Origin of the sequence: uncultured Microbulbifer sp. (genome assembly GCF_947498635.1) — a bacterium.
GTDB lineage: Bacteria > Pseudomonadota > Gammaproteobacteria > Pseudomonadales > Cellvibrionaceae > Microbulbifer > Microbulbifer echini.
Window position 1 is genome coordinate 56064 of sequence record NZ_CANMKV010000008.1, and the last position, 15005, is coordinate 71068.

Consider the following 15005-nt stretch of genomic DNA (forward strand, 5'->3'; position numbering starts at 1 on the left):
AAATTGGCAGGAGAGAGGACAGTGATCGGTGATTCACTTTAAATAGTGAATTCGTGTCCCAAATAGACTTCGCGAACCTGCTGGTTGGCAAGAACTTCATTCGGGGTGCCTTCAGCAATGATGTGGCCTTCGCTGACAATATAGGCGGTCTCGCAGATATCGAGAGTCTCGCGTACATTGTGATCGGTGATGAGGACTCCGATATCGCGATCCCGAAGGTGGCGGATGATCCCTTTGATATCATTGACCGATATGGGGTCTACCCCTGCGAAGGGCTCGTCCAGAAGGACGAAGCTGGGGTTGGTGGCCAAGGCACGAGCAATCTCTACCCTGCGGCGCTCTCCCCCAGAGAGGGCCATGCCCAGGCTCTGCTCTATGTGAGTAATGTGGAACTCCTCGAGTAGCTCTTGTGCCTGTTGTTGGCGCTCAGCTCTGGAGAGGTCTTTGCGGGTTTCAAGAATAGCCAGGATGTTGTCTTTAACGCTCAGGCGGCGAAAAACGGACGCCTCCTGGGGGAGGTAGCCTATTCCCTTGCGCGCCCGACCGTGCATGGACAGTCGGGTAATATCCTCGTCGTCAATCATCACCCGCCCAGCGTCGGCCTGTACCAGACCGGCAATCATATAGAAACAGGTGGTTTTCCCAGCGCCGTTGGGTCCGAGAAGGCCCACGACCTGCCCGCTGGAAACGCTGACACTGACATCCTGGACAACTTTTCTTTTTTTATACTGCTTGGCGAGGTGTAACGCTTTGAGCGTTGGCATAGTGTGTACCGAAATCTATCCATGCCGCGGACATAGTAATGTCCGCCGGTGCAATTATATCTAGAGCTTTGGTGCCCGAGTGGTGCCCAGGGACCCTACTGTCCCTTGTTATCACCGTTACTGGGTGTACTTTCTTTTTTCTCGGGCTTCCAGGTCATTTCCACGCGCCCCTTGCCTGTCTGGCCCTGGGCACTCATTTGCTCGGTGGTGAGGTCGTAGTCAATTTTCTCGGCGGCCAGCGTGTTGCCTTCCCGGTCCACATGGGCCTTGCCTGTGAGCTGGAGTTCCTCAGAGCTTACCCGATAAACGATTTTCTGGGCTTTGGCCTTCACCGGGCGCTCAGTTTGTAGAATTTTTTGCTGGAAATGTGCGGGCTTACCGATGGCTACGACACGGCTGATCTCTTTCTCCGGGGTGAAGTAAACCTCGACGCGATCAGCCTGAATCTTTAAAGATCCCTGAGTTATAACAACATTCTTATTATATACCACCAAGTTATTATTGAGACCTGCGTTCATTGCATCAGAGCTGATATTGATCCGTTGTTGGCGATCTTCAGGGAGGGCTACAGCGCTAGAGGCTGTGAGTACCAGGGCTGCAATGGCGGAGGTTTTCAACAGATGGCGGTATTTAGTCAGTGTCATAGATGCTCTTTACGTCGGACAGTATTTCCACCCGATCTTCATTTAAGTAAGCGCGCATCCCCTTTCCTGTGGTGCGGTTGGGGCCGGAACTAATAGTAACAACTTTGTCTGTCTCGGCGAATTCCTTGCCGGGCAAAATCGTAAGACTTGGCGTTTCCAATTTGATACCACCAGGGGTCGGTAGTTCATCAATTTCTACCTTGCCGCGTAAAACAACCCGCTCGCCACGATTGTGGGCCACCCCCCGGCGGGATTCGGTGCGCCACTTTGGCTGGTCATCCTGATAAAAGAGCATGCGGGGCTCGGTAAGGTCTGCCCGGTCACGACGTTTAAACTGGTAGTAGGTTATTTGCTCCGCATCCACCCGGTAAGCCAGGTTTCCGGCTTCATTAAAATGGCGCGTTTTGGCATTTCGGATGATCAGTTCCGCGGCTTTATCATGCTGCTGTGGAGTGGGGCGCATCCCCAGAAGCTGTTCTGGGGGGCTTTCCGAGAGCCAGAGTCCGGCGCTGATTAGGGATACCACCAGCAACAGTGGTAGCCAGGTGCGCACTACTGCTCTCCTATGTAGGGCGCCAGTGCCGAGTCAAATGTCCCCTGTACCTGCATAATGCGATCACAGGCTTCGCGCACGGCACCTTCGCCACCACGAGCGTGGGTGATCCATAGGGCGCGCTCGCGAACGGGCGGGGCGGCATTTGGGGGAGCGATGGGACAGCCGATGCGGGTCATAACCAGCAGGTCCGGGTAATCGTCGCCGATATAGGCAATATCTTCGAGGCGGCAGGATTCGTCAACTAACAGCTCCTGAAGGGCGGAAAATTTATCCTCGCGCCCCTGAATAAGTTTGGTGATTCCGAGGTCGTGCGCGCGGCGCTCGACCACAGAGCTGCGTCGCCCAGTGATAATCGCTACCCGGACCCCCGAACTCTGCAGCATCTTAATACCGTGCCCATCTAAAGTATTAAAGGTTTTCAGCTCGTTGCCATTATTGTCGAAATAGAGTTTGCCATCGGTGAGGACGCCGTCTACATCCAATACCAACCAGCGCACTTTCTGCAAAGCGCTCTTTAATGCATCTTCGGAAATCACCAGGGTCTTCCTTAATTGCTTATAGCGGGGTGCTCATTCTCCCCGCAATTTCTTCGATTATCTCAGATTACGCCGGCGCGGAGTATATCGTGCATATGCAATACGCCGACGGGAAAGTGGGCTTCGTCTTCCACCACCAGAGCCGTGATCTTGTAGTCTTCCATGATGCGCAGCGCTTCTGCGGCTAATGTGTCGGCGGAAACTGTTTTGGGGCGGTGGCTCATAACCTGTTCCATGGTGGCTTTATCCAGCTCGATTTTATGGTCAATGACACGGCGCAAGTCGCCATCGGTAAACACACCGAGCAACTCCCCTTTCTGATCAACGATAGTGGTCATACCAAATCCTTTGGTGGTCATTTCCAGTAAGGCTTTGGAGAGGAGGGTTTCTGGGTGAACCTGCGGCAACTCCTCTCCTGCGTGCATCACGTCTTCCACTTTGAGTAGCAGGCGTCGGCCTAGGGCGCCACCCGGGTGGGAAAAAGCGAAGTCCTCGGCGGTGAACCCTCTCGCCTCGAGGAGGGCAACGGCCAGGGCATCACCCATTACCAGGGTGACGGTTGTCGAGGATGTGGGGGCCAGGTTAAGGGGGCAGGCTTCTGTTTGCACTGAGATATCCAGGTTGGCCTCTGCCGCCTGCGCCAGAGGGGAGTCGGCTTTGCCGGTCATGCTCACCATTGGGATGCCCAAGCGCTTCAGTAGGGGCAGCAAGGTCAGAACCTCGGCGGAAGAGCCGGAATTTGAGATGGCAATTACCAGATCGTCGCGAGTGATCATTCCCAGGTCCCCGTGGCTCGCTTCGCCGGGATGCACAAAAAAGCTCGGCGTGCCGGTGCTGGCGAGGGTGGCTGCTATTTTGCGGCCGATATGCCCCGACTTGCCCATGCCTGTCACAATGGCGCGGCCGGGGCACTGTAGGATCATTTCGCAGGCGCGTTGGAACTCGCCATTGATCCTGTGTTCCAGTGCGGCAACAGCTTCTGTTTCCATGCGAACAGTGCGTTGCCCAGCTTCCATTATTAGTTCTCGGGTCATTGGGTGCCTCTGGTTACTGACTTCTAATTTAATAACTTCTCATTTTACTCGGTATCTTTGATCGCTTCCTTCGCCCAAGTTATTCGCGTGCATGGACGTTATGGGATGCAGATTTTAGATCCTGAGCCTGGCCGCAGTAGATCCACTGTTGTCGTGCTAATCTGATTGTGAGCCCGTAACAGGCATTTCAGAAAGCCAGCCGCCAGCCGATGGGGCAAATGACACGCTCGTACACTGCCACACCACCGGACGCGGCCATGGTATAGTCTGCCGCCGCTGCTGTCAGCTATGTCACTCAGAGGATGAACGACAAGCTCCCATTTCCCTGGGAGCAAATGCCAGTAGTCTCGTCATGGCACTTATTTTCGCTGTGTGCGTCCAAGGAATGATTTGCTAATTGGAGAGTATTTGTGAACACATCATTTTGGATTGGTCGGTACGGTTTTTCCCGATGGCTAAGATTCTTACTTTGCGCAGTACTGGTGTCTGCTGTGGTTCCCGCTGCGAATGCCGATCAAAACCCCTATGTAATGATCGAAGGGGTTTCCGAAAAACTTCTCGGTGTGATTCGCTCAAATGGGCAATATGCCAACACTGATCCACAGAGATATTACAGTGCAATAGAGGGTGTGCTGACGCCGGTTGTGGATTTTGACTTTATCGCCCGCGGTGTAATGGGGCGCTATGCCAAACAGGCCACGGCAACCCAGCGCTCCCGCTTTGCCAGCGCTTTCCGGCGTGATCTGGTGGCAACATTTGCTCGCGGCGTAGCGAATTTTGGCGACCTTGATGTGAAGGTGGTTAACCCTGGAACGCAACCCAGCGGTAACCGTGTCAATGTGCTGCAGGAAGTGCGTAGCAAAGAGGGTATTACCAAAGTATCCTATACCCTGGTGCGTAATCGCGCGGGCCAGTGGAAGTTAATCAATGTCATCTTAAACGGCGTTAACCTGGGCAAGACCTTCCGCAGCCAGTTTTCCCAGTCTATGCAGACCTATGGCGATATCGACAAGGTCATCTCCAATTGGTCCGCCGGGCAAGATGTCGCTGATAAAGTGAGCTAGTCGGTGAACTTCAGGGTGTGCAGCTGCGCACCCTCTTCGATTCAAGTACACTTGCGTGCTGTTTTTTAACTAACGCAAATCCCACCTATGCAACCAGATGAAATCAAAACCCTGATTGAGGGTCATATCCCCGAGAGTAATGTAGACGTCACTTTTGAAGGCAGCCACGTGATGGTAACCGTGGTGAGTAGTGCCTTCGAAGGGCTCAGTCGCTTAAAAAAGCAACAGCTCGTTTATGCAGCACTGAATGAAAAGATTGCCGATGGCACTCTACACGCCGTGCAAATGCAGACCCTTACTCCAGAAGAAGCCAGTCGTTAACCCGTCGCCTGAAACCAGGCGACTCCCGATATACGAGACCGAATGGATAAGTTAATAATAGAGGGTGGCAGCCCAATTTCTGGCACCTTGCGAATTTCTGGTGCAAAGAATTCCGCACTGCCAATATTGGCCGCAACTTTGTTGGCCGATGGCCCAGTGCATATTCATAATCTGCCACACCTTAACGACATCACTACGATGATCACCCTGCTGCGATGTATGGGGTGCGAAGTCACAATTGATGAAAAACTGGGTGTCGAAATAGACCCGCGTTCGGTTAACGATCTGACAGCACCCTACGAGCTGGTGAAAACCATGCGCGCCTCTATTCTGGTGCTGGGTCCACTGCTGGCGCGTCACGGTGTGGCCAATGTTTCTTTCCCCGGTGGTTGTGCGATCGGCAGTCGTCCTGTGGACATTCACTTGAAGGGGCTGGAGGCGATGGGGGCCGAAATTACCATTGATGGTGGTTTCATCCGCGCTCGCTCAAATGGCCGCCTAAAAGGCGCCAATATCGTTATGGAGAAAGTAACGGTTGGTGGGACAGAAAACCTGTTGATGGCTGCGGCCCTGGCTGAGGGAACCACGGTACTGCACAATGCGGCACGGGAGCCCGAAATTGTCGACTTGGCAGAATTCCTCATCGCCATGGGGGCGCAAATAGAGGGTGTCGGCACCGACACTATGCGTATTCACGGCGTACCCAAGCTGAACTCCTGTACCTTTACAGTTATGCCGGATCGCATCGAAACTGGCACTTTCCTCGCAGCGGCCGCAGCCGCCAGAGGCAAGGTACGTCTCCTGCACACTCGCGCGGATATCCTGGATGCTGTTTTACTGAAATTCGAAGAGGCGGGCGCCCATCTGAGTTGCGGCGATGACTGGATCGAGTTGGATATGAAGGGTAATCGCCCCAAAGCGGTCAGTTTCCGCACGGCGCCCTACCCGGCATTTCCCACCGATATGCAGTCGCAGTTTACCGCTATGAATGCGGTGGCAGAGGGCAAGGGCGCGGTGGTCGAGACGATTTTTGAAAACCGACTGATACAAGTACACGAGCTGAATCGCATGGGGGCTGATATCACCCTCGAGGGCAATACCGCGTTTGTCACTGGCGTGGAAAAGCTTAAGGGAGCGCCTGTGATGGCCTCGGATTTGCGTGCGTCGGCGAGTTTGGTTATTGCGGGTATGGTGGCGGAAGGTACGACCATCGTAGACCGTATCTACCATATTGACCGGGGTTACGAGTGTATCGAGGAAAAATTACAGCAGCTGGGGGCGAATATTCGCCGAGTGCCCGGCTAGTAAGTGGAGAAGGCCGTCTTTGAATAGGGCGGCTGTCGAAGACAAGCCGGCTGAATAATGACTATGCAAATCACTATCGCCCTGACCAAGGGGCGCATTCTGCAAGAAACTTTACCGCTACTCGCCGCTGCGGGCCTGGAGCCGCTGGAAGATCTGGGGAAGAGTCGCAAGCTGATTTTTCCCACCAACCGTGAGGGGGTTCGACTACTCCTTTTGCGCGGTGTTGATGTCCCTACTTATGTGCAGCATGGGGCGGCCGATATCGGCGTTGCCGGAAAAGACACTTTGCTGGAACATCACTCCGATGGCCTCTATGAACCCCTGGATTTGGAGATCGCACGCTGTCGCCTGATGACAGCAGGCGTGAAGGGTGCGGCACTGCCGTCGGGTCGGATTAAAGTGGCGACAAAGTTTGTCGAGAGTGCCAAGCGTCATTACGCGGCTCGGGGTCGCCAAGTGGATATCATTAAATTGTATGGCGCTATGGAGCTGGCTCCATTAATGGATCTGGCCGATGAGATAGTGGATATTGTCGACAGTGGCAATACTTTGAAAGCCAATGGCCTTGAGGCCCGCGAAATGATTGCCCATATCAGCAGTCGCCTAATCGTCAATAAAGCCGCGATGAAGATGAAGTATCAGCCCATTAGTGAGCTGATCGAAAAATTATCAGCGGCGGTCGCACAAAACTAAAAGTCCCCGGAAGTCATGACTCGCAAGATTATTCGCAGGCTGAATGCCGCTGAAAAAAATTTCGACACGCAATTAAAACGGCTGCTCGCCTGGGAGGCGGTGGCCAATGAGCAGGTTGAGGCAACCGTTGCGGAGATCCTGCAGCAGGTGCGCAGCCGTGGAGATGCTGCCGTAGTTGAATATACCAACCGGTTTGACCGGCGTGATCTTGTTGTGGCTGAAGACTTTTTATTGGCGCCACTGGAGCTGGATCAGGCGCTCGGGCGTATTGGTGCCGAAGAGCGCGAAGCCCTGGAAATTGCCGCTCGGCGAGTGCGTAGTTACCACGAGCGGCAGAAGCAAGAATCCTGGCGCTATACCGAGGCCGATGGCACGGTATTGGGACAGCAGATTACGCCAATGGAGCGCGTTGGTATTTACGTTCCCGGTGGCAAAGCCAGTTATCCGTCCTCGGTGTTAATGAATGCCATTCCGGCCAAGGTTGCGGGTGTGGATTCGGTGACCATGGTAGTCCCTGCTCCCCAGGGCGAAATCAGTGATTTGGTTTTGGCGGCGGCGGCTATTGCCGGGGTCGATCAGGTGTTTACTATTGGCGGTGCACAAGCAGTGGCGGCTCTGGCGTATGGCACCGAAACCATTGATTCTGTGGATAAAATAGTCGGCCCCGGCAATATCTTTGTCGCCAGCGCCAAGCGTGCTGTCTTTGGTCATGTGGCTATCGATATGATCGCCGGGCCTTCAGAGATCCTGGTGATTTGTGACGGTGCTACAGACCCCGATTGGATCGCGATGGACCTGCTGTCTCAGGCCGAACACGATGAGCAAGCGCAGTCAATTCTGTTATGCCCCGATAGTGAGTTCCTCGATGCTGTGGAGGCATCCCTACTACGCCAGCTGGAGGATCTGCCCCGGGCTGAGATAGCGACCAAATCTCTATTGGATCGTGGAGCCCTGATTCTGGTGGACTCCCTCGAGCAGGCACTGCAAATTTCAAACGGTATTGCACCGGAACACCTGGAAGTTTCTGTAGCTGATCCAGAGCCTTTGTTAGCGCAAATTCGTAATGCAGGCGCCATCTTCCTGGGCCGCTATACTGCTGAAGCTCTGGGGGACTATTGTGCTGGTCCCAACCACGTGTTGCCCACCAGTGGTACAGCGCGTTTCTCCTCCCCCCTGGGCGTTTACGATTTTCAGAAGCGCAGTTCAATTATTTTTTGTTCACCGCAAGGTGCCGATCAACTCGGTCGTGTGGCTGCTACCCTCGCTCGTGGTGAGGGACTGGAGGCACATGCGCGCTCGGCTGCATTTCGAGTCAAGAAGTAAGCGTGCGCATTGCGCACCGCTTCGGCATCAGCGCCAGCAAGACACATCATGCGTAAAATACTATTGGCTTTAATCGTTTTGTTATTGACCGGTTGTGTGGTCAACAATGAGTACAGTACCGCGGATTACACCCGGGCCGAGCAGAACCTCCCGCCCATTTCGCTATTCGCAAAAATGCCTGAGGCGGATTTTGAGCAGCGCTGTAATGACTATGGCGACAGTTCTCTGTTGAAGCACTGCCAGTTTGGTGTGTTGGATTATGCCGAGTTACTCCGGGCATTGGAGGGGGCCGCTGCTTTTCGTTCGGTACAGCTTGGTAATGAGGATGTTCCCTATCAATTACTGATAACCTCGGCCGGATATACCGAAGAGGGCGTTGAAGATATCGGTGAGGCGGTGATTGCCGGAGCTACCATGATGTTGGCTCCTATGAGCACAACTCGGGACATTCATGTCGATGCAATCCTCACTTGGCACGGTCTGCCTTTACAGCGCTATCAGCTGGAATTCCCTTTCACCACTACGGTCAATTTATTCACTCCCCCGGAAGCGGCGAAGAGGGGGCTGGCTCAAGTGGTGGCATCGAAGTTGATTGCCCACGTGCAAGAGAGTGGGGCCATGGCTCCGGAGTACCTCTACCGCTCAATCGGTGCAAGTGATTACCATTCTGCGCTGAATTTACCGGATTCTGTCGGCGAATATGTGAGCAATCCACTGGAGCTTGCCAGCCACCCTTTGTTTGGCGCTCAGGCCCGGTATATACATCGCCATTTTCAGTTCGACTCAGTAGATGTTTTTGTGTACCCGATTCCCAACTGGCAGTGGGAGGATTTGGCGTTAACGCAGGTGCGCGAACTGGACAGAGTGCGCGAGGAGCTTCAGTTGGTGGAAAGGGAGGCGCAGTGGCAGGTATTGGATCTCAGTGAGGAAGCGTCAGAAAGTTGGCGTATTCAAGGGCGGGACACCCCGGTGGCCAGACTTTCTGGCTATTTCCTTTCTGCCGATGGGGAGCGGTTTGATACCCATACTTACCTGTTTGTGCGCAAAGATAAGTTTATAAAAGTACGTGCCTCTTTTTCCGGCCAAGGCAGAAGCAGGCAAGACGTGGAGGCGTTTGCGCGGGGGCTGATCGCCCAGGCGGATGTCCCCAGTGAATCTCAATTTATGCTAAATGTTCGTGAGAACTGGCGAGAGGCCCAGGTGGAGGATTAACCGGGTCTGCTCCGTGTATTATTTTTTCTCACTGGGTTTTCCCTCGTTGGGAATTTGAGTTGCCTGCCAGGCGACTACGTACCAATCGCCTTTGCGTTTGGCAAAGGTGCCGGTATTGAAGTAATAGTTCTTCACCCCGTTGCTTCTGTCGTTAGCCACCAGTTTGAAAGCCACGATTGCCGTATCGCCCAGTAGGCGGATATCGACATCTTCCGCTGCATAACGCACTGTTACCGGCTCGTCGGGTGAGACTTCCATTCCCTGCATAATTTGTGTTTTGCCAAACCGCTTGCCGGCAGAGCTGGTGTAAATCAGATCCTCGGCCCAGAAGCGCCGATGAACCTCGGCACTGCTGGCTGCATTTTCAATAAAGTGATGCAGCAGTTGTGATAGCTCCTCCTTATCGTCCGCTCGGGATTGCCCAGCTGTCAAAACCAAGAGAATACAGAGGATGACTGCGCGCATAGATTTACCTTCCGTGTTGCGTTAATTGATTATTCTTCGGGCGCTGTCGTGTCAGGTTTGACTGACACCGTTGCCTCTACGGTGTGGGATGCACCCTCGCGGGTAAAGGTTATGGAGATGGTGTCTCCTGGTCGCAGAGTTGCCATGGTGGCCTCTCCCTGCTTTCCATCGCCAATGGGTAGCCCGTCGATATGGGTAATCACATCCCCTGGCTTGAGTCCGGCGCTGTGGGCTGGGCTCTCATTGTAAATTGCGGTAATCATAACGCCCCCGGTGGAGGCCAGCTTAAACTCTTTGGCCATCTGTGGGCTGATGGCACTGGCTTCAATACCCAGCCAGCCGGGCACGACGCGACCGTAAGCGATGATGTCCTGCATCACCTTGAAGGCGATATTGGCGGGAATCGCGAAACTGATTCCGCCGGAATAACCGGATTGATTGAGTATGGAGGTATTGATGCCGAGTAGGCGACCTCGAGAATCTACCAGCGCCCCCCCTGAATTGCCGGGATTGACCGCCGCATCCGTTTGCAGAAAGTTTTGTAGGTGGCTGCCGGTGCCGGAGTTTTCCAGGTGGCGGCCTTTGGCGCTGATAATACCTTGGGTGACGGTCTGACCGACCCCAAAGGGGTTTCCGATTGCGAGTACTACATCGCCCACTTGGGCAGATTCAGGCTCGCCCACAGAGATTGAGGTGAGATTGTCCAGTTCAATTTTTAAGACGGCCAGGTCAAAGTCGACGTCGCTTCCGACCATGCGGGCGTGTGCTTCGCGGCCATCAGCCAGCAGAATAACGATAGCAGCGGCCTGATCGACAACATGGTGGTTGGTGAGAATATAACCATTGTCGCTGACGATAACCCCGGAGCCCAGGTTCGATTGCATGCGCTCCCTCTGCGGGACGTTCATATTGTCGAACAGCCGGCGAAAAAGGGGGTCGTTAAATAACGGATGTTGCCGCTGTGGCAGTGCCATGCGCGTATAGATATTCACTACAGCAGGTCCGGCCATATTGACGGCCTGGGCATAGGATACCGGCCCCTGCCAATTCTCCTGCGGCGGGGTGGGGTTTGCACCGCGCAACTGCGGAAATAGCACCAGCAGCAGGGCGGCCATGGTCAGGCCTATCAGGGCAGGCAGGGCCCAGTCCTGTAAAAAGCGATTTTGGGACACTCGAGACTCCTCTTTGCGCTGATTATACACACGTCTTGCCGGGGATTCGCCGAGTAGGGGAGGCTCGACTCTGTTGGCTGGGGGCTCAGTAAGGGGAGATAAAGAGCCTGCGTTCGACTTTTACGCAGCGTAACCCTCTCGGTGCTTCCGATTAGCTCCCAGCAGATTGGTATTGCTTCGGGGGAGCGTGAGGCTCCGCTGGTATTCCTGGTCGTTGGATGGATTTTGGTTGGGCGAATGCATTTTAAAAAGTGGGCGTTGTTGTTCAGGGCTGCCACACGGGCTCTTCATTGCCTGAGGTTCATTACGGCTTCAAGACTTATCACAGAATGGATCTGAGGCTCTTTTAAATAACTTGTTTTTAGACATTTTGTTTGAGCCGTTTGAATAGCCTTGGTGGGGATAAGTGTTTTTGTGGTTAATCAATGACGCTGCTCATAGACATTGTCTTTTTCGCAGAATGCGAGTTCAGGCTGTTTTATTCATCGAGTCAATATCGGTGGGTGGTAAATTTGGTCCTCAGGTTGACCGCAGGCGGGGGCTATACTCTCTCATCCTGTATAGGTTTGACATTGGTCGGCCAGCACAGATGCGTATAATAACCAGTCGCAATTTTAAGACTAACCGGCAACCTAAGTATTTGGAGACCAAAATGTCCCTTGTTCGCCCCCATGGCAGTGTTGAGCCGCAACCTCGCTTTGTTTATGACAGCGAGCGGCATCACCAGTTGATGCATGAAGCGGAATCGCTGCCCTCTATTGTGGTCAGTTCCGCTGCCGCTGCCAACGCGGTAATGCTGGGTGCGGGTTACTTTAATCCTTTGCACGGTTATATGAACTTGGCGGATGCACTGAGTGTGGCGGAGACCCTGCGCACTGTCGATGGGCTTTTTTGGCCGGTTCCGGTATTGAATGTTGTAGAGGATACCCGTGCAATTGAAGGCGCCTCCCGTATCGCCCTACGCGACCCAAATGTTGAGGGTAACCCGGTACTGGCGGTGATGGATGTGGAGGCGATTGAAACCGTTTCCGATGGGCAGATGGATACGATGGCCGAGCAGGTTTTCGGTACTTTGGATGACAAGCACCCCGGTGTCGCCACGTTTAAGTCTGCTGGTCGCAAGGTGATTTCAGGCCCAATCGAAGTGCTTAATTTCAGCTACTTCCTGAATGATTTCCCGGATACCTTCCGCACCGCAGTGGAAATTCGCAACGAATTCGCTGAGCGCGGCTGGAGTAAGGTGGTGGCATTCCAAACCCGCAACCCCATGCACCGTGCCCACGAAGAGCTGTGTAAGATGGCCCTGGATGGGGTTGAGGCTGACGGTGTACTGATTCACATGTTACTGGGGCAGCTGAAGCCTGGCGATATTCCCGCCCCGGTACGGGATGCCTCGATCCGCAAGATGGTGGAGCTCTACTTCCCGGCCAATACGGTAATGGTGACCGGTTATGGCTTTGATATGCTCTATGCAGGTCCCCGCGAGGCGGTTCTGCACGCGGTGTTCCGCCAAAACTGCGGTTGTAGCCACCTCATCGTAGGTCGCGACCACGCCGGTGTTGGCGATTACTACGGCGCCTTTGATGCGCAGACAATCTTTGATGAAAAAGTCCCCGAGGGTGCTTTGGAAATTGAAATCTTCCGTGCCGACCACACCGCTTATTCAAAGAAGCTCAATAAGGTAGTGATGATGCGGGATGTGCCGGATCATACCAAGGAAGACTTTATTCTGTTGTCCGGTACCAAGGTGCGGGAGATGCTGGGGGATGGTATTGCGCCTCCGCAGGAGTTTTCCCGCCCGGAAGTGGCTCAGATCCTTATGGATTACTACCAGAGCCTGTAAATTTTAAATTTACACGGACACATTAAAAAAGGCGGGATCACCCGCCTTTTTCTTTGATCCCCGACAGGTTTGCTCAGTTACCTACGTGCGCCTCTTTTTCTAGGCCGTAGTCTTCAGCGAGGGTGCCTTTGGCGCCGGGTTCTTTGGGGGCCCAGTCTTTTGGTGGGCCCATATCCTGAAGCTGTGTGTCATCTTCCTTCAGCTTGCCGCTACCGGCTTCCAGCATTTGCCGCCCTATATCCTGATTGGATAGGCGTAAGGCACTATTCGACAGATATTCGTGTATCTCTTTATAGCTTTCGGTCAGGTTGTGAACCAACTGGGAGGTCTGGTCGAAGTGTTCATTGACTTGAAGCTGGAAGTCTTCGAGCTTGTCATTGGCTTCGTGTAGGCGCTGTTCCAACTCTTGCGAGCGATCGACACTGGAGCGTCCGCGAATAGCGAGGTACGCCAAGAATGCACCCAGCGTCATGCCGAGGATGCCAACTAGAATTAATACCGATGTAGAGTGCACTTCCTACCTCCTGAACTTGCTCTTATATGGCACTGGCGATCCCTGGTGCATGATGGATGGCGGTGTATATGGGGAGTATTGTCGCCCCAGGCCCCGGGAAGCCCCTTAAAGTGGCTGATGCCCCCTGTTAGCGGGCCCAGTATACGCGATTATTAATCCGACAATTAAGATTGTTGGTGGTTTGCGATACACCGATTTACTGACAATTCCGAATCGCCAGTGTCGCCTGGCGAATCAAGCCTGGGTGGCGGCGAAAAGTACTCTCAGCTCGTCGAGTCTTTGCCGCCTAGGCGGCTCTGTGTTGAATTTGGTAGAGTGCGCGCCAGTAATCCAGTTGTTAAAGATATTTTCCTCTATGTTGCCCGCTAAACCCCAACGATTTACTCCTCTTGAGCGCTATGAAAGCGATTTGCAACGTCCCGACTTTATTGAGGATTTGTCCCAGCGGGCGGCCGTGCAGGAATTGCAAGACTTGCATCTACGTTTAGTGGCCAGGGGGGAGCGGGGCTTTGTGGCAAATATGCTCGCACGACTGCGCCGTACGGATACCGGTCCGGAGCGAGGGATCTATTTTTGGGGGGGGGTCGGACGGGGCAAGACATACCTTATGGATGCATTTTATGAATCCCTGCCATTTGCCCAGAAGCAACGAACACACTTCCATCGTTTTATGCGCCAGGTACACGGGGACCTAAAAGAGTATGCCGGGGAGAAGAATCCCCTGGAAAAAGTGGCGGATAAGATCGCGGGACGGGCCCGGGTGCTTTGTTTTGATGAGTTCTTTGTGTCAGATATTGCCGATGCCATGATCTTGGCGGGTCTGTTGGAGGCGTTATTCCGCCGCGGAGTGGCACTGGTGGCCACTTCCAATATTGAGCCGGAGGGGCTTTATAAGGATGGCTTACAGCGGGCGCGCTTCCTGCCAGCCATTAAACTCCTGCAGCGTCACACCAAGGTAGTGAATGTCGATGGAGGCACCGATTACCGCCTGCGCACTCTGGAGTTGTTGGAGTTGTACCACGCACCTCTCGATAGAGAGGCAGATGAAAATCTGTCCCGCAGCTTCGCTCGTCTGAGTGTGGATGGCAGTGAGATGCGCAACAACGTGGAGCTACAGGTCGAGGGGCGCCCGATTCGGGCCTTGAAAGTGGCCGATGACGTTGCCTGGTTTGATTTTGTGGACCTCTGCGACGGTCCCCGCTCCCAGAATGACTATATAGAGTTGGCGCGAGAGTTCCAGACGGTTCTACTGGCCGCGGTACCGAGGTTTGATGAGCGTATGGATGCCCAGGCGCGCCGTTTTATCAATCTGGTAGATGAATTTTATGACCGCTGTGTCAAGTTAGTGATTTCTGCGGAGGCGCCGGCTGAGGAATTATACGCTGGACAGCACCTCCGTTTTGAGTTTGAGCGAACGGTCAGCCGGCTATTGGAAATGCAGTCTCGGGAGTACCTGGAGAGGGCACATCGCCCAGAGTGATTTCGGTGCATACGGCCCTAGGTTAGGGGCTATAAACCGCTTGAAAAGCGAGCACTCCTTTTGTACTATCCGCGCTCTT

General features: G+C 53.9%; 16 protein-coding genes. 8 read left to right on the top strand and 8 right to left on the bottom strand.

Annotated features, from left to right (window positions below):
* Positions 1–38: 38 nt before the first annotated feature.
* The 5 genes from lptB to Q1A69_RS05950 all read right to left on the bottom strand — a co-directional run bounded on the left by lptB (position 39) and on the right by Q1A69_RS05950 (position 3534).
* Positions 39–764, bottom strand: coding sequence for an LPS export ABC transporter ATP-binding protein (gene lptB / locus Q1A69_RS05930; RefSeq protein WP_299582534.1), 726 nt, complete (start codon positions 762–764; stop codon positions 39–41).
* 95 nt (positions 765–859) lie between these two features.
* Positions 860–1408 (bottom strand): lipopolysaccharide transport periplasmic protein LptA, encoded by a 549-nt coding sequence (gene lptA, locus Q1A69_RS05935; protein ID WP_299582538.1) that lies wholly within the window; start codon positions 1406–1408, stop codon positions 860–862.
* Positions 1395–1961: an LPS export ABC transporter periplasmic protein LptC gene (gene lptC / locus Q1A69_RS05940; protein ID WP_299582541.1), complete on the bottom strand. Its 567-nt coding sequence runs from the start codon at positions 1959–1961 to the stop codon at positions 1395–1397. The genes lptA and lptC overlap by 14 nt, the downstream gene beginning before the upstream one ends.
* The gene (locus Q1A69_RS05945; protein WP_299582758.1) at positions 1961–2497 is read right to left on the bottom strand and encodes an HAD hydrolase family protein; all 537 of its coding nucleotides are present in this window, start codon (positions 2495–2497) and stop codon (positions 1961–1963) included. The genes lptC and Q1A69_RS05945 overlap by 1 nt, the downstream gene beginning before the upstream one ends.
* A gap of 65 nt (positions 2498–2562) precedes the next feature.
* Positions 2563–3534 (bottom strand): KpsF/GutQ family sugar-phosphate isomerase, encoded by a 972-nt coding sequence (locus Q1A69_RS05950; RefSeq protein ID WP_299582544.1) that lies wholly within the window; start codon positions 3532–3534, stop codon positions 2563–2565.
* A 410-nt stretch (positions 3535–3944) separates the two neighbouring features.
* Between Q1A69_RS05950 and Q1A69_RS05955 the strand changes: the two genes are divergently transcribed.
* From Q1A69_RS05955 to Q1A69_RS05980, 6 genes are all read left to right on the top strand, one after another.
* Positions 3945–4598, top strand: coding sequence for a phospholipid-binding protein MlaC (locus Q1A69_RS05955; RefSeq protein ID WP_299582547.1), 654 nt, complete (start codon positions 3945–3947; stop codon positions 4596–4598).
* Positions 4599–4685: 87 nt separating this feature from the next.
* Positions 4686–4919 (top strand): BolA/IbaG family iron-sulfur metabolism protein, encoded by a 234-nt coding sequence (locus tag Q1A69_RS05960; RefSeq protein WP_299582550.1) that lies wholly within the window; start codon positions 4686–4688, stop codon positions 4917–4919.
* 42 nt (positions 4920–4961) lie between these two features.
* Positions 4962–6224 (top strand): UDP-N-acetylglucosamine 1-carboxyvinyltransferase, encoded by a 1263-nt coding sequence (gene murA / locus Q1A69_RS05965; RefSeq protein ID WP_299582553.1) that lies wholly within the window; start codon positions 4962–4964, stop codon positions 6222–6224.
* Positions 6225–6281: 57 nt separating this feature from the next.
* The gene (gene hisG / locus Q1A69_RS05970) at positions 6282–6917 is read left to right on the top strand and encodes an ATP phosphoribosyltransferase (RefSeq protein ID WP_299582556.1); all 636 of its coding nucleotides are present in this window, start codon (positions 6282–6284) and stop codon (positions 6915–6917) included.
* 15 nt (positions 6918–6932) lie between these two features.
* On the top strand, positions 6933–8240 hold the full coding sequence (hisD, locus tag Q1A69_RS05975) for a histidinol dehydrogenase (protein ID WP_299582559.1): 1308 nt from the start codon (positions 6933–6935) through the stop codon (positions 8238–8240).
* A gap of 48 nt (positions 8241–8288) precedes the next feature.
* A complete protein-coding gene (locus Q1A69_RS05980; RefSeq protein WP_299582562.1) occupies positions 8289–9452 on the top strand; it encodes a hypothetical protein in 1164 nt (387 codons plus the stop codon).
* Positions 9453–9470: 18 nt separating this feature from the next.
* Here Q1A69_RS05980 and Q1A69_RS05985 read toward each other — a convergent pair whose 3' ends face one another.
* On the bottom strand, positions 9471–9917 hold the full coding sequence (locus tag Q1A69_RS05985) for a nuclear transport factor 2 family protein (protein WP_299582565.1): 447 nt from the start codon (positions 9915–9917) through the stop codon (positions 9471–9473).
* Positions 9918–9946: 29 nt separating this feature from the next.
* Positions 9947–11089 carry a trypsin-like peptidase domain-containing protein gene (locus tag Q1A69_RS05990; protein ID WP_299582568.1) on the bottom strand — a complete coding sequence of 381 codons (1143 nt, stop codon included), beginning with the start codon at positions 11087–11089 and terminating at the stop codon, positions 9947–9949.
* Positions 11090–11741: 652 nt separating this feature from the next.
* Between Q1A69_RS05990 and sat the strand changes: the two genes are divergently transcribed.
* A complete protein-coding gene (gene sat, locus Q1A69_RS05995) occupies positions 11742–12932 on the top strand; it encodes a sulfate adenylyltransferase (protein ID WP_299582571.1) in 1191 nt (396 codons plus the stop codon).
* A gap of 73 nt (positions 12933–13005) precedes the next feature.
* On the opposite strand, the gene Q1A69_RS06000 is transcribed toward sat, so the two are convergent.
* Positions 13006–13446: a DUF1043 family protein gene (locus Q1A69_RS06000; RefSeq protein ID WP_299582574.1), complete on the bottom strand. Its 441-nt coding sequence runs from the start codon at positions 13444–13446 to the stop codon at positions 13006–13008.
* A gap of 355 nt (positions 13447–13801) precedes the next feature.
* Here Q1A69_RS06000 and zapE point away from each other — a divergent pair, with 355 nt between their 5' ends.
* Positions 13802–14926 carry a cell division protein ZapE gene (gene zapE / locus Q1A69_RS06005; RefSeq protein WP_299582762.1) on the top strand — a complete coding sequence of 375 codons (1125 nt, stop codon included), beginning with the start codon at positions 13802–13804 and terminating at the stop codon, positions 14924–14926.
* The last annotated feature ends 79 nt before the right edge of the window (positions 14927–15005 follow it).

What these genes read in the sequence shown, in the direction of transcription:
- lptB (WP_299582534.1), bottom strand. Translation starts at nt 764, where the DNA reads ATGCCAACGCTCAAAGCGTTACACCTCGCCAAGCAGTATAAAAAAAGA.
- lptA (WP_299582538.1), bottom strand. Translation starts at nt 1,408, where the DNA reads ATGACACTGACTAAATACCGCCATCTGTTGAAAACCTCCGCCATTGCA.
- Q1A69_RS05950 (WP_299582544.1), bottom strand. Translation starts at nt 3,534, where the DNA reads ATGACCCGAGAACTAATAATGGAAGCTGGGCAACGCACTGTTCGCATG.
- Q1A69_RS05960 (WP_299582550.1), top strand. Translation starts at nt 4,686, where the DNA reads ATGCAACCAGATGAAATCAAAACCCTGATTGAGGGTCATATCCCCGAG.
- murA (WP_299582553.1), top strand. Translation starts at nt 4,962, where the DNA reads ATGGATAAGTTAATAATAGAGGGTGGCAGCCCAATTTCTGGCACCTTG.
- hisG (WP_299582556.1), top strand. Translation starts at nt 6,282, where the DNA reads ATGACTATGCAAATCACTATCGCCCTGACCAAGGGGCGCATTCTGCAA.
- hisD (WP_299582559.1), top strand. Translation starts at nt 6,933, where the DNA reads ATGACTCGCAAGATTATTCGCAGGCTGAATGCCGCTGAAAAAAATTTC.
- Q1A69_RS05980 (WP_299582562.1), top strand. Translation starts at nt 8,289, where the DNA reads ATGCGTAAAATACTATTGGCTTTAATCGTTTTGTTATTGACCGGTTGT.
- Q1A69_RS05985 (WP_299582565.1), bottom strand. Translation starts at nt 9,917, where the DNA reads ATGCGCGCAGTCATCCTCTGTATTCTCTTGGTTTTGACAGCTGGGCAA.
- sat (WP_299582571.1), top strand. Translation starts at nt 11,742, where the DNA reads ATGTCCCTTGTTCGCCCCCATGGCAGTGTTGAGCCGCAACCTCGCTTT.
- zapE (WP_299582762.1), top strand. Translation starts at nt 13,802, where the DNA reads ATGTTGCCCGCTAAACCCCAACGATTTACTCCTCTTGAGCGCTATGAA.